The following is a 13781-nucleotide window of genomic DNA, read 5'->3' as shown; positions in this document are numbered from 1 at the left end:
CTCGACCAGGGCGGAGAGGCCGTACCACTTGCCGCTCTGGAAGCCGACGCGGGTGCGCAGGGTCTGGGCGTTGGCGTTGTTCAGCGCGTTGTCCTGGTCGACGTGTTCGTAGCGGTAGCGCAGGTCGAGGATCGGCTTGCCGTCGGTGAACAGGTTGCCTAAGTTTTCACTGGCCCCGGCTTGGCCGGCGCAGGCGAGCAGGGCAAGGGCGATTGGCTTCATGCGTATTTTCATGGTGATGCCTCATCAGATGAATTCTGCGGGGCACGTTAGCGGCGCGGCGCTCGAACTTATTGACGACCATCAAGATGGCAAAAAAAGTTGTTGCCGGGTGGCAAGCGGGCGTTTGGGCGGACTACCTCTAAAGAGATCGTCCTGATTCAGGAGGGGTAGAGGGCATGGAATATTGATCCACAACAATTTTGCCGCCATGCGTCATGCCTATCCTCGCGCATGCCCCTGCCGCCGGTGGGGAGATCGGGAGCTTCGATGGACGTTGAACATTTGTTGGCCAATAACCGCTTCTGGGCCGAGTCGCTCAAAGCCAGGGATCCAGAGTTCTTTGCCCGTCTGGCGCGGCAGCAGCGCCCGGAGTTTCTCTGGATCGGCTGCTCGGACAGCCGGGTGCCGGCCAACGAGGTGGTCGGTCTGATGCCGGGCGAGCTGTTCGTGCACCGCAACGTGGCCAATATGGTGGTGGCCACCGACATGAACTTCCTCTCGGTGCTGCAGTACGCGGTCGACGTGCTGCAGGTGAAACAGGTGATCGTCTGCGGCCATTACGGCTGTGGCGGGGTGCGCGCGGCCCTGGGCCACGAGGCTCTGGGCCTGATCGACAACTGGCTGCGCGCGCTCAAGGCGCTCTACCACCAAAATCTGGAACGTTTTCGCGGTTTGCAGACGGAGGCCCAGGTCAACCTGTTGTGCGAGCTGAACGTGCAGCGCCAGGTGCGCAACGTCTGCCACACCACCATCGTGCAGAACGCCTGGAAACGCGGCCAGCCACTGGCGGTGCATGGCTGGATCTACGGGCTTAGCGACGGCCTGGTCAACGATCTGCAGGTGACGGTCAGCGGGGCGGATCAGCTTGACGACAGCTTTCTCTATGAGCAGTGAACTGGCGATGCCTGGTGCGCACGGCCTAGGCGGCCCCGCGCACCCTACGCGGAGCATGACCGCGGCGGGCGTGGCACCTGGTAGGGTGCGCCGTGCGCACCATGGGCGTTAGGAGATACGTAGCCTTAACGCAGATGCTCCATCGCCCAGACCGCGGCCTCGACCCGCGAGCGCAGGCCGAGTTTGTGCAGCAGGTTTTTCACATGGACCTTGACCGTGCCTTCGGTGATGCCGAGCTTGTGGCCGATGACCTTGTTGCTATGGCCGGCGGCGATGGTTTTCAGCACCTGGCGTTCGCGGTCGGTGAGGTCGACTTGCGAGCTGGTGTGGGGTGAGCGTAGGGCCTGGGCGAGGATCCGGGTCAGGGTGGGGCTGACCACCAGGTTGCCTTGCAGGGCATCGCGAATCGACTGGATCAGCAACTCCGGCTCCATGTCCTTGAGCAGGTAGCCATCGGCATCCAGGCGCATGGCATCGCGGATGTCGTCTTCGGAATCGGACACGGTGAAGATCAGCACCTTGCCGTGATAGTGCATTTCGCGCAGGCGACGCAGGGTTTCCAGGCCGTTCATCTGCGGCATGTTGTTGTCCAGCAGGATCAGCTCGGGTTGGAGCTGGCCCACCAGATCCAGGGCTTCTTGGCCATGTCCGGCTTCGCCGATGACTTCCAGGTCTGTTTCGAGTTCGAGCAGTTGGCGCATGCCGCGGCGCATCATCGGGTGATCGTCGACCAGCAGGATACTGTGGCGCAGGGGAGTGCTCTGGCCGATGGATGGCTTCATGCGGCGCTACCTTCTTCGTGACGCCCGAGGAACTCGGGGCGGAATAGCAAATGGATGCGGGTGCCCTTGGGCGCGCGGGGTTCGATGTCGAGTTGGCCATGCAGGCTGCGCGCACGCTCCTGCATGATGGTCAGGCCGTGGTGCTGGCGCGGGTCGAAGCCCGGAACCAGGCCGCAGCCATCGTCTTCGACCGACAACTCGACCTGTTCGCCGACCTGGCGCAGGCGCAACCAGGCGTGGCCGGCCTGGGCATGCCGGGCGCAGTTGGACAGCGCCTCGCGGGCGATCTGCAGCAGGTGAATCTGCTCGCTGGCCGAGAGCTGAAAGGCCAGGCGGTCGATCTGCAGTTCGGCGCTGAAGTCGCCACGCTTGGCGAACTCCTGCACCGTGTCATTGAGTTCCTGGTCGAGGCCGCCGTCCTGGATCTGCAGGCGGAAAGTGGTCAGCAATTCGCGCAATTGCCGGTAGGCGCTGTTCAAGCCGTCGCGCAGCTCGTCGCTGACCGTCTCCAGGGTCTCTGCGCTTTCGCCGCGGCGGATCAGGGTCTGCAGGCGGCTGACCTGCAGTTTCATGTAGGACAGCGCCTGGGCCAGCGAGTCATGCAGCTCGCGGGCTATGGTGGTGCGCTCGTCGAGCAGCAGCAGGCGATGTTCCTGCTCGCGCTGGCGTTTGAGCGACAGCGCCGTGCCGACCTGGTTGGCCAGGGCCTGGATCAGGGCAGTTTCCCAGGTCTGCGGCTTGTGTCCGTCGCGAAAGTAGGCTTTCAGTTCGCCCAGGTCATTACCCTGGTTGCTGATGATAAAGGTGGCCTGGTCGGGGTTGGTCTTGCGCTCGCAAGTGGCGCAATCGATGCGCGCGCAGATTTCCCGGGTCTCGCTGCCATGCAGCGCCAGCAGGTGTTCGGCGGGGGCCTGGAGGTTGTCCTCCAGGCACAGGGTCAGGCGCAGACCCGGCAGGCGTTGCTGAAAGCGGCTGATCAGCTCGTCGAGGTGCTCGGCATTGGCCAGGCGGGTGGCCAGGCTGCGGCTGTTCTGGTAGAGCAGCTCCAGGGCGGCATTGGTTTGCGCCAGGGTCTGGGTCTTCTGCGCCACCCGGCTTTCCAGGGTGCGGTGCGATTCCTCGATGGTCTCGGCCATGGCGTTGAAGCTCTCGGCCATCTGGCCCAGCTCATCCTCCGAGCGGAACTCGACCCGCGCGCCGTGATCGCCGTTGCGAAAACGCTCGGCCGCCCTGGCCAGTTCCTGCAGCGGGCTGATCACATTCAGCTGCAGCTCGTACATGCCCACCAGCAGGATGATCACGGTAATCAGCAGGGCGGCGCCCTGGATGCTCTGCTGCCAGCCCTGCCGGCGTTCGCTCTGTTTCTGCAGGAGCATGACGAAATGTTCCAGCTGGGCGACGAAATTCTCGGTGTGCTGCTGGAAGGCGGCCTTGTCGCCGCGATCCAGGGCCGGGCGCAACTGTTCCTGCCACAGCCTATGGATATCGCGGTAGGCGTTGTACAGCGGGTCGTCCAGGTTGCCCCTGATGTGCTGTTGCAGGCTGCCGTCCAGACGCTGCTGCAGGTCGTCGCGCAGCGCGGCGATGTCTTGCGGGGACGCACCGGCTTCGAGTTGCCAGTTCAGGCGGTAGGTGGCCATGCGCAGGGAGCCGGCGGTATTGATCGCCGCCGCATCGTCCTCGCTGAACCAGGCAATCAGCCCGGCACTGATTGAGCTGCCGAGGGCCAGCACGGCAATCAGGGTCACCGCCAAACCGGCTCTGACCGGCAGTGAACTGCGCATCCATCTCAACATCGGACTGACTACCTCTAAAGAACTCGGATTGCCTGCAGGCTCATGGGCAAAGATCGCTGTTTGTTCTAACTATATGTTTTAAAAGGTCTTTTGTGTGTTTTTTGAGGCTACCACTTAAGAGGTAGGCACGGGCAGGGTAGGTCAAGGCAGCTCTGAATTAATTGACCCAGGTCAAGTGCGCCATGCCCTTGCCTATCTAGTGTGCCGCCCATGGTTCGGGAATCGAAGGGGCGTTCGCTATGGCAAGTCTGAGAACACAACAAGGCCTGGTTCTGGGTATGAGCACCTTGGCGTTCACCATCTGCTTCATGGTCTGGATGATGTTCGCCGTACTCGGCGTTCCTATCAAGGAGTTACTGCAACTCAACGATACCCAGTTCGGTCTGTTGGCCGCCACACCGGTGCTCACCGGTTCGCTGGTGCGCCTGCCACTGGGCATGCTCACCGACAGGTTCGGCGGGCGCATCGTGTTCTTCCTGCTGATGCTGGTCTGCGTACTGCCGATCTACATGATCAGCATGGCCACCGAGTACTGGCACTTCCTGGTCCTCGGCCTGTTCGTCGGCATGGCCGGCGGTTCCTTCTCGGTCGGCATCGCCTATGTCGCCAAGTGGTTCGAGCGGCAGAACCAGGGCTTCGCCATGGGCATCTTCGGCGCCGGTAACGCCGGCGCCGCGCTGACCAAGTTCGTCGCGCCGGCGATCATCGCCGCGGCCAGCTGGCAGATGGTGCCCAAGGTCTACTCGGCGATCATGTTCATCACCGCGCTGCTGTTCTGGTTCTGCACTTACGAGAACAAGGGCCATCGGGTGCGCAGCAACGTGTCCCTGGCCGATCAGCTGCGCAGCCTGAAAGATCCCAAGGTGATGCGCTACTGCCAGTACTACTCGATCGTCTTCGGCGGCTATGTGGCCCTGGCCCTGTGGATGACCAAGTACTACGTCGAGGAATACGGCTTCAACCTGCAGAGCGCTGCCTTGTTGGCGGCCTGCTTCTCCCTGCCGGGCGGCATCCTGCGCGCCATGGGTGGCTGGATGTCGGACAAGTGGGGCGCGCAGAGCGTGACCTGGTGGGTGATGTGGGTGAGCTGGGTGTGCCTGTTCCTGCTGTCCTATCCGCAGACCGAACTGATCGTGCAGACCGTCAATGGCCCGCAGGCCTACAGCATTGGCCTCAATGCCTGGACCTTCACCGTGCTGCTGTTCATCGTCGGCATCGCCTTCGCCTTCGGCAAGGCCTCGGTGTTCAAGTACATCTCCGATGACTACCCGGAAAACATCGGCGCCATCTCCGGCATCGTCGGCCTGGCCGGCGGCCTCGGCGGCTTCATCCTGCCGATCATGTTCGGCGCCCTGGTCGACCTGACCGGCGTGCGCTCCTCCAGTTTCATGCTGATGTACGGCGTGGTCTGGGTCTCTCTGATCTGGATGTATTTCAGCGAAGTTCGCAAAACTCCCGTTATGGGCCTGGTCTCCGAAAAGGCCACGGCTCCTGCTTTCCTGCCGCTTGAAGGAGAATGAGCATGTCCGCAACCAAAAATCCCCCTATAGCCGGACAGCCTGTCCTGGGGCCGGTCATTCACGACTGGCGCCCGGAAGACCCGCACTTCTGGGGCAGCATCGGCAAGCAGATCGCCACCCGCAACCTGTGGATCTCGATCCCCGCGCTGCTCCTGGCCTTCGCCGTGTGGATGGTCTGGAGTGCGGTGACCGTGCGCCTGAACAGCATCGGCTTCACCTTCACCAACGACCAGTTGTTCTGGCTGGCAGCGCTGCCGGGCTTGTCCGGTGCCACCCTGCGTATCTTCTACTCCTTTATGGTGCCGATCTTCGGTGGGCGTAGATGGACCGCCCTGAGCACCGCCTCGCTGCTGCTGCCGGCAGTGTGGATGGGCTTCGCGGTGCAGGACACCAACACCACCTACAGCGTGTTCGTGATCATCGCGCTGCTGTGCGGTTTCGGCGGCGGCAACTTCGCCTCGAGCATGGCCAATATCAGCTTCTTCTATCCCAAGTCGCAGCAGGGCACCGCGCTCGGCCTGAATGCCGGCCTGGGCAACCTCGGCGTCTCGGTGATGCAGTTCACCGTGCCGCTGGTGATCGGCGTCGGCCTGTTCGGTGCGGTCGGCGGTCAGGCCCAGGAACTGGGTGACGGTAGCCAACTGTGGCTGCAGAACGCCGGCTTTATCTGGGTACCGTTCATTGCCGCAGTGGCCGTGGCCGCCTGGTTCGGCATGCACGACCTGACCAGCGCCAAGGCGTCGTTCAAAGAGCAATCGGTGATCTTCAAGCGCAAGCACAACTGGTTGATGTGCTGGCTGTACCTGGCCACCTTCGGTTCCTTCATCGGCTTCGCCGCCGGCTTCCCGATGCTGATCAAGACCCAGTTCCCGGGTGTCGACCCGCTGCAGTTCGCCTTCCTCGGACCGTTGGTCGGTGCTCTGGTGCGTCCGCTGGGTGGCTGGCTGGCGGACAAGCTGGGCGGCGCGCGGGTGACCCTGTGGAACTTCGTGCTGATGATCGCGGCGGTGTTCGGCGTACTCGCCTTCATCCCGGTGGCCGGCACCGTGGGCAACTTCTACGGTTTCCTGGCCATGTTCATGTTGCTGTTCGTCACCACCGGCATCGGCAACGGCTCCACCTTCCGCATGATTCCGGTGATCTTCCGCACCCTGCACGAGCGCAGCAGCATCGGCAAAACGGCGGCGATCAAGGAGCAGGCGATCAAGAACGCCGGCAAGGAAGCGGCCGCGGTACTCGGCTTCAGTTCGGCGGTGGCGGCCTACGGCGCCTTCTTCATTCCCAAGTCCTTCGGCACCTCGATGGCGCTGACCGGCGGCCCGCAAATGGCCCTGTACGTGTTCATCGGCTACTACGTCAGCTGCATCCTGGTGACCTGGTGGTGGTACTCGCGCAAAGGCGCGGAAACCCCCTGCTAACGGGCATGACGCTTCCCACAGTCGGCGCTTGGCGGCGGCTGAGGGAAGCGCAGTAACGAATTGAATTATTGCGTGTGCGGGACACAGATCCCGCGGCAAGCCTGAGAGGAAAAAGAGATGAGTCATCTACTCGACCAATTGCGTTTCTTCAACCGTAAGCAGGGTGAGTTCGCCGATGGTCATGGCGAAACCCGCATCGAGTCCCGCGATTGGGAGAACGTCTACCGTTCGCGCTGGCAGTACGACAAGATCGTGCGTTCCACCCATGGGGTGAACTGCACCGGTTCCTGCTCGTGGAAGATCTACGTGAAGAATGGCCTGATCACCTGGGAAACCCAGCAGACCGACTACCCGCGTACCCGCAACGACCTGCCCAACCATGAGCCGCGCGGCTGTCCGCGTGGTGCCAGCTACAGCTGGTACATCTACAGCGCCAACCGTCTCAAGTATCCCAAGGTGCGCAAGCCGCTGCTGAAACTCTGGCGCGAGGCCCGGGCCAGCCTGAACCCGGTCGAGGCCTGGGCGAGCATCGTCGAGGATCCGGTCAAGGCCGAGTCCTACAAGAGCAAGCGCGGCATGGGCGGTTTCATCCGCTCGAGCTGGAACGAAGTCAACGAGATCATCGCCGCGGCCAACGTCTATACGGTCAAGGAGCACGGCCCGGACCGCGTGGTCGGCTTCTCGCCGATCCCGGCCATGTCGATGGTCAGCTACGCCGCAGGTTCGCGTTACCTGTCGCTGATCGGTGGCGTCTGCCTGTCGTTCTACGACTGGTACTGCGACCTGCCACCGTCCTCGCCGCAAGTGTGGGGCGAGCAGACCGACGTGCCGGAATCGGCCGACTGGTACAACTCCAACTACATCATCGCCTGGGGCTCCAACGTGCCGCAGACGCGCACGCCGGACGCGCACTTCTTCACCGAAGTCCGCTACAAGGGCACCAAGACTGTCTCGATCACCCCGGACTACTCCGAGGTGGCCAAGCTTACCGACCTCTGGCTGAACCCCAAGCAAGGCACCGATGCGGCGCTGGCCCAGGCGTTCAACCACGTCATCTTCAAGGAATTCCACCTCGACAAGCCGAGCGCCTACTTCACCGATTACGTGCGCCGCTACACCGACTTCCCGGTGCTGGTGCTGCTCAAGGATCACGTCGGTGCCACGCCTGAGCTGAACGGCTACCAGCCGGACCGCTTCCTCCGCGCCGCCGATCTGGCCGACAACCTCGGCCAGGACAACAACCCCGAGTGGAAAACCATCGCCCTGGACAGCGAAACCAATCAACTGGTCTCGCCGCTGGGTTCGATCGGCTACCGCTGGGGCGAGAAGGGCAAGTGGAACATCGAAGCCCGCGAAGGCGGTGACGGTCGCGAGGTCAAGCTGCAACTGAGCCTGATCGGCGAAGAAGTCGCCGAAGTGGCCTTCCCGTATTTCGGCGGCCAGACCCACGAGCACTTCCAGCATGTCGCCGGCGAAGCCGTGCAACTGCGCCGCGTACCGGTACGCAGCATCACCCTGGCCGACGGCACCCAAGCCAAGGTCGCCACCGTGTTCGACCTGTCGGCAGCCAACCTGGCGATCGACCGCGGCCTGGGTGGCGGCAACGTCGCCAAGGATTACGACGACGCCAGCGTGCCGGGCACTCCGGCCTGGCAGGAACTGATCACCGGCGTCAGCCGCGAGAAGGCGATCCAGATTGCCCGCGAGTTCGCCGACAACGCCGACAAGACCAAGGGCCGCTCGATGATCATCGTCGGTGCGGCGATGAACCACTGGTACCACATGGACATGAACTACCGCGGCCTGATCAATATGCTGATGATGTGCGGTTGCGTCGGCCAGACCGGTGGCGGCTGGGCCCACTACGTCGGCCAGGAAAAACTGCGTCCGCAGTGCGGCTGGCTACCCCTGGCCTTCGGCCTGGACTGGAGCCGTCCGCCACGGCAGATGAACGGCACCAGCTTCTTCTACGCCCACAGCTCGCAGTGGCGTCATGAAAAGATGAGCATGCACGAAGTGCTCTCGCCGCTGGCCGACAAGTCGCAGTTCCCCGAGCACGCGCTGGACTACAACATCCGCGCCGAACGCGCCGGCTGGTTGCCGAGCGCCCCGCAGATGAACCGCAACCCGCTGCAGATCACCCGTGACGCCAAGGCCGCCGGCATGTCGCCTGTGGACTACGTGCTCAAGTCGCTGCAGGACGACTCGCTGCGTTTCGCCTGCGAACAGCCGGACAACCCGGTCAACTTCCCGCGCAACATGTTCATCTGGCGCTCCAACCTGCTGGGCAGCTCGGGCAAGGGCCACGAGTACATGCTCAAGTACCTGCTCGGCACCAAGAACGGCGTGATGAACGAAGACCTCGGCAAGCGCGGCGGCTTCAAGCCGAACGACGTCGAGTGGGTGGACGAAGGCGCGATCGGCAAGCTCGATCTGGTCACCACCCTGGACTTCCGCATGTCCAGCACCTGCGTCTACTCGGACATAGTTCTGCCGACGGCGACCTGGTACGAGAAGGACGACATGAACACCTCGGACATGCACCCGTTCATCCACCCGCTGTCCGCGGCCATCGATCCGGCCTGGGAATCGCGTTCCGACTGGGAAATCTACAAAGGTATCGCCAAGGCCTTCTCCGAGATGTCGGTCGGCCAACTGGGGGTCGAGCAGGACCTGGTCACCGTGCCGATGATGCACGACAGCCCCGGCGAACTGGCCCAGCCATTTGGCGGCATCGACTGGAAGACCGCCGGCGAAGCTCCAGTGCCGGGCAAGAACTGCCCGAACATGACCGTGGTCGAGCGCGATTACCCGAACGTCTACAAGAAGTTCAGCTCCCTCGGCCCCTTGCTCGACAAGTTGGGCAACGGCGGCAAGGGCATCAACTGGAACACCGAGCATGAGGTCGAGTTCCTCGGTGAGCTGAACCACAAGGTACGTGCCGAAGGCGTCAGCCAGGGCCGGCCACAGATCGAATCGGCCATCGATGCCTGCGAGGTGATCCTCACCCTGGCGCCGGAAACCAACGGCCACGTGGCGCTCAAGGCCTGGGCGGCGCTGTCCGAGTTCACCGGCCTGGATCACAGCCACCTGGCGATCTCCAAGGCGCACGAGGCGATCCGCTTTCGCGACATCCAGGCGCAGCCGCGCAAGATCATCTCCAGCCCGACCTGGTCGGGTCTCGAAGACGAGAAGGTCAGTTACAACGCCGGCTACACCAACGTCCACGAGTTCATCCCATGGCGCACCATCACCGGCCGCCAGCAGTTCTACCAGGATCACCCGTGGATGCAGGCATTTGGCGAGCAGATGATGAGCTACCGGCCGCCGATCAACACCCGCACCATTGACTACGTCAAAGGCAAGCGGCCGAACGGCAATACCGAGATCGTCCTCAACTGGATCACTCCGCACCAGAAGTGGGGCATCCACAGTACTTACAGCGACAACCTGATCATGCTCACCCTGAGCCGCGGTGGGCCGATCATCTGGCTCTCGGAAACCGACGCCAAGCGCGCCGGCATCGAGGACAACGACTGGGTCGAGTGCTTCAACGCCAACGGCGCTTTGACCGCCCGGGCGGTGGTCAGCCAGCGGGTCAAGGACGGCATGGTGATGATGTACCACGCCCAGGAACGCATCGTGAACGTGCCCGGCAGCGAGACCACCAAGACCCGCGGCGGCCACCACAACTCGGTGACTCGCGTGGTGCTCAAGCCGACCCACATGATCGGTGGCTACGCCCAGCAGGCCTACGGTTTCAACTATTACGGCACGGTCGGCTGCAACCGCGACGAGTTCGTGGTGGTACGCAAGATGGACAAGGTCGACTGGCTTGACGGCACAGACGACGAAGCTTTGCCACAACCCTTGCCACAAGACATTTGAGGAGCTCTGCCATGAAAATTCGTTCGCCAAGATCGATAGCGCATGGTCGCTGCTCCATGCGAGTACACCCCGTTCAGATTCAGATACAGGTTGAGGAGTCGACACTATGAAAATTCGTTCGCAAGTCGGCATGGTCCTCAACCTGGACAAGTGCATCGGTTGCCACACCTGTTCGATCACCTGCAAGAACGTCTGGACCAGCCGCGAAGGCATGGAATACGCCTGGTTCAACAACGTCGAGACCAAGCCCGGGATCGGCTACCCCAAGGAGTGGGAAAACCAGGACAAATGGCGCGGCGGCTGGATCCGCAACAAGGATGGCTCGATCAACCCGAAGATCGGGGGCAAGTTCCGCGTATTGGCGAACATCTTCGCCAACCCGGACCTGCCGACCATCGACGACTACTACGAGCCGTTCGATTTCGACTATCAGCACCTGCACACCGCGCCCCTGGGTGAACACCAGCCGACCGCCCGACCGCGTTCGGTGATCACCGGCAAGCGCATGCAGAAGATCGAGTGGGGCCCGAACTGGGAGGAAATCCTCGGCACCGAGTTCGCCAAGCGCCGTAAGGACAAGAACTTCGACCAGATCCAGGCCGACATCTATGGCGAGTATGAAAATACTTTCATGATGTACCTGCCGCGTCTGTGCGAGCACTGCCTCAACCCGACCTGCGCGGCCTCCTGCCCGAGCGGGGCGATCTACAAGCGCGAAGAAGACGGCATCGTCCTCATCGACCAGGAAAAATGCCGCGGCTGGCGCATGTGCATCAGCGGTTGCCCGTACAAGAAGATCTACTTCAACTGGAAGAGCGGCAAATCCGAGAAGTGCATCTTCTGCTACCCGCGCATCGAGGCCGGCATGCCGACCGTGTGTTCGGAAACCTGCGTGGGTCGCATCCGCTACCTCGGCGTGTTGCTGTACGACGCCGACCGCATCCACGAAGTGGCCAGCACTCCGAACGAGCAGGACCTGTACCGCAAGCAACTGGAGATATTCCTCGACCCGAATGACCCGAAAGTCATCGCCCAGGCCCTGGCCGACGGCGTACCGATGTCGGTGATCGACGCCGCGCAGAAATCCCCGGTGTACAAACTGGCGGTCGACTGGAAGCTGGCGCTGCCGCTGCACCCGGAATACCGCACCTTGCCGATGGTCTGGTACGTGCCGCCGCTGTCGCCGATCCAGAACGCCGCGACCGCTGGCACCGTGGGCATGAATGGGGTAATCCCGGATGTCGACAGCCTGCGCATTCCGCTGCGTTACCTGGCCAACCTGCTCACCGCCGGCGACGTCATTCCGGTCAAGCTGGCGCTCAAGCGGCTGCTGGCCATGCGTGCCTACAAGCGTGCCGAGCAAGTGGAAGGCGTGCAGGACCTGGAAGTGCTGGCCGATGTCGGCCTGAGCGTGGCGCAGGTCGAGGACATGTACCGCTACCTGGCCATCGCCAACTACGAAGACCGCTTCGTCATCCCCAGTGCGCACCGTGAGGAGGCGACCAGCGATGCCTTCGCCGAGCGTTCCGGCTGTGGCTTCAGCTTCGGCAGCGGTTGCAGTGGCTCCTCCGACACCAACATGTTCGGGGCGAAGAAGGCCAACCAGCGCGACATCCTCAAAACCGTACAGTTGTGGGAGGACTGAGCATGCAAATTCTCAAGGTGATTTCACTGCTACTGGATTATCCAACCGAGCAGTTGCTGGAAGGTCGGGCCGAGTTGGCCCTGGCCATCGAGGCCTCGCGGGAAATCAGCCCGGCGCAACGCGGCGCACTGCACGAGTTGCTGGCACTGATCTGCGACCACGATCTGATGGATGGCCAAGAGCACTACGGTGCGCTGTTCGGCCGTGGTCGTTCGCTGTCGCTGTTGCTGTTCGAGCACGTGCATGGCGAGTCCCGCGACCGCGGTCAAGCCATGGTCGACATGATGGCTCAGTACGAAGAAGCCGGTTTCGCCATCGGCATCAAGGAACTGCCGGACTACATCCCGCTGTACCTGGAGTTCCTCTCCACCCGCGAAGACCTGGAGGCCCGCGAGGGCCTGGCCGATGTCGCGCATCTGCTGGCGTTGTTGGCCACCCGTCTGGATGAGCGTGAAAGCGCTTATGCCAGCTGCTTCCGCGCGCTGCTGCAGATTGCCGGGGTCGAACCGCAGGAAGCCATGGCCGAGGTGCGCCAACAGGTCGCCGCTGAGGTGCGTGACGACTCGCTCGAAGCCCTCGACAAGATCTGGGAGGAGGAGGCCGTGGACTTCCTCCAGGCCGAGCAGCAAGACCGCTGCCCGAGCCAGACCACTTTGCCGGGCAAGGCCCGTGAAGAGTCGGCGGTGCCGTTGCACTGGGTTGATTTCAATCAGGATGGGTTGGCCACCGAGCTGACCCAGGAGGCGCGCAATGTCTAACATCAATCTGCTGGCGTTCGGGGTGTATCCCTATATTGCCCTGGCTATCTGCATCATTGGCAGCTGGGCGCGTTTCGACCTGTCGCAATACAGCTGGAAGGCCGGCTCGAGCCAGATATTCGCCCGTTCGGCGGCCGAGCAACGCTACATGCGCATCGCCAGCAACCTGTTCCACGTCGGCGTGCTGTTCGTCCTGGCCGGTCACTTCGTCGGTCTGTTGATGCCCGAGGCGCTCTACCACTCGTTCATCAGTACCCAGAACAAGCAGCTGCTGGCCATGGTCTCCGGTGGTTTCTTCGGCATGCTCTGCCTGATCGGCCTGGTCATGCTGCTCAAGCGTCGCCTCGGCGATGCGCGGGTGCGGGCCAGTTCCAGCACCTCGGACATGCTGGTGTTGGTGGTGCTGCTGGTGCAGCTGGCCCTGGGTCTGCTGACCATCGTCGCCTCGACCAGCCACATGGACGGCTCGGTGATGGTGATGCTGGCCAACTGGGCGCAATACACCGTGACCCTGCAACCGATGGCGGCCGCGGCGGCCATCGCACCGGTGGGCCTGGTCTACAAGCTGCACGTGTTCCTCGGCCTGAGCCTGTTCGTGCTGTTCCCCTTCACCCGCCTGGTGCACATCATCAGCGCACCGGTGTGGTACCTGGGCCGGCGCTACCAGATCGTCCGGCAGAAGGGCGTGCATCCGGTTGCGCAACGGCCGCTGGTTCGTCCGCTGGCCCAGCCTGGTCGCGCAGCACCGGCGCCAGCGCCGCAGCCCGGCTATGCCATGGGCGCCGTCAAGGCCAAGGAACTCTAAGCGGTCTATGACCTGGGTGGGCCGGGCGGTATTCCGCTTCGGCCCATTGCACG

At 62.9% G+C, this 13781-nt stretch carries 8 protein-coding genes and 2 pseudogenes; 7 read left to right on the top strand and 3 right to left on the bottom strand.

The features are described 5' to 3' along the window. A pseudogene (locus tag ABZE94_RS06400) lies at positions 1–234 on the bottom strand (hypothetical protein); the annotation flags it as partial. A gap of 255 nt (positions 235–489) precedes the next feature. On the opposite strand from ABZE94_RS06400, the gene can reads away from it, so the two are divergent. After that, positions 490–1116 (top strand): carbonate dehydratase, encoded by a 627-nt coding sequence (gene can / locus ABZE94_RS06395; protein ID WP_372874696.1) that lies wholly within the window; start codon positions 490–492, stop codon positions 1114–1116. Between the two features lie 125 nt (positions 1117–1241). Here the strand turns inward: can and narL are convergent, their stop codons facing one another. Together narL and ABZE94_RS06385 are read right to left on the bottom strand one after the other, a co-directional pair. After that, on the bottom strand, positions 1242–1898 hold the full coding sequence (gene narL, locus ABZE94_RS06390; RefSeq protein WP_372874695.1) for a two-component system response regulator NarL: 657 nt from the start codon (positions 1896–1898) through the stop codon (positions 1242–1244). Beyond that, on the bottom strand, positions 1895–3694 hold the full coding sequence (locus tag ABZE94_RS06385) for a HAMP domain-containing protein (protein ID WP_372874694.1): 1800 nt from the start codon (positions 3692–3694) through the stop codon (positions 1895–1897). The genes narL and ABZE94_RS06385 overlap by 4 nt, the downstream gene beginning before the upstream one ends. A 239-nt stretch (positions 3695–3933) precedes the next feature. Here ABZE94_RS06385 and ABZE94_RS06380 point away from each other — a divergent pair. The 6 genes and pseudogenes from ABZE94_RS06380 to narI all read left to right on the top strand — a co-directional run. Then, positions 3934–5236, top strand: a pseudogene (locus ABZE94_RS06380) (nitrate/nitrite transporter); the annotation flags it as partial. After that, positions 5217–6632 (top strand): NarK family nitrate/nitrite MFS transporter, encoded by a 1416-nt coding sequence (locus ABZE94_RS06375; RefSeq protein ID WP_372874693.1) that lies wholly within the window; start codon positions 5217–5219, stop codon positions 6630–6632. The pseudogene ABZE94_RS06380 and the gene ABZE94_RS06375, both read left to right, overlap by 20 nt. Before the next feature lie 117 nt (positions 6633–6749). Further along, positions 6750–10520, top strand: coding sequence for a nitrate reductase subunit alpha (locus ABZE94_RS06370; protein WP_372874692.1), 3771 nt, complete (start codon positions 6750–6752; stop codon positions 10518–10520). Positions 10521–10626: 106 nt separating this feature from the next. Continuing rightward, positions 10627–12165 carry a nitrate reductase subunit beta gene (gene narH / locus ABZE94_RS06365; protein WP_372874691.1) on the top strand — a complete coding sequence of 513 codons (1539 nt, stop codon included), beginning with the start codon at positions 10627–10629 and terminating at the stop codon, positions 12163–12165. Positions 12166–12167: 2 nt separating this feature from the next. After that, positions 12168–12923: a nitrate reductase molybdenum cofactor assembly chaperone gene (gene narJ / locus ABZE94_RS06360; RefSeq protein WP_372874690.1), complete on the top strand. Its 756-nt coding sequence runs from the start codon at positions 12168–12170 to the stop codon at positions 12921–12923. Beyond that, positions 12916–13728, top strand: a complete 813-nt coding sequence (gene narI, locus ABZE94_RS06355; RefSeq protein ID WP_372874688.1) for a respiratory nitrate reductase subunit gamma — start codon at positions 12916–12918, stop codon at positions 13726–13728. Before narJ ends, narI begins: the two co-directional genes overlap by 8 nt. Positions 13729–13781 lie beyond the last annotated feature (53 nt).

Source organism: Pseudomonas sp., from assembly GCF_041601375.1.
In the GTDB taxonomy this organism is placed as follows: Bacteria; Pseudomonadota; Gammaproteobacteria; order Pseudomonadales; family Pseudomonadaceae; genus Aquipseudomonas.
This window is presented reverse-complemented; position numbering and strand designations above follow the sequence as displayed.

Coding starts and splice junctions, on each gene's coding strand:
- narL (WP_372874695.1), bottom strand. CDS start 1,898: ATGAAGCCATCCATCGGCCAGAGCACTCCCCTGCGCCACAGTATCCTG.
- ABZE94_RS06385 (WP_372874694.1), bottom strand. CDS start 3,694: ATGTTGAGATGGATGCGCAGTTCACTGCCGGTCAGAGCCGGTTTGGCG.
- can (WP_372874696.1), top strand. CDS start 490: ATGGACGTTGAACATTTGTTGGCCAATAACCGCTTCTGGGCCGAGTCG.
- ABZE94_RS06370 (WP_372874692.1), top strand. CDS start 6,750: ATGAGTCATCTACTCGACCAATTGCGTTTCTTCAACCGTAAGCAGGGT.
- narJ (WP_372874690.1), top strand. CDS start 12,168: ATGCAAATTCTCAAGGTGATTTCACTGCTACTGGATTATCCAACCGAG.
- narI (WP_372874688.1), top strand. CDS start 12,916: ATGTCTAACATCAATCTGCTGGCGTTCGGGGTGTATCCCTATATTGCC.
- ABZE94_RS06375 (WP_372874693.1), top strand. CDS start 5,217: ATGTCCGCAACCAAAAATCCCCCTATAGCCGGACAGCCTGTCCTGGGG.
- narH (WP_372874691.1), top strand. CDS start 10,627: ATGAAAATTCGTTCGCAAGTCGGCATGGTCCTCAACCTGGACAAGTGC.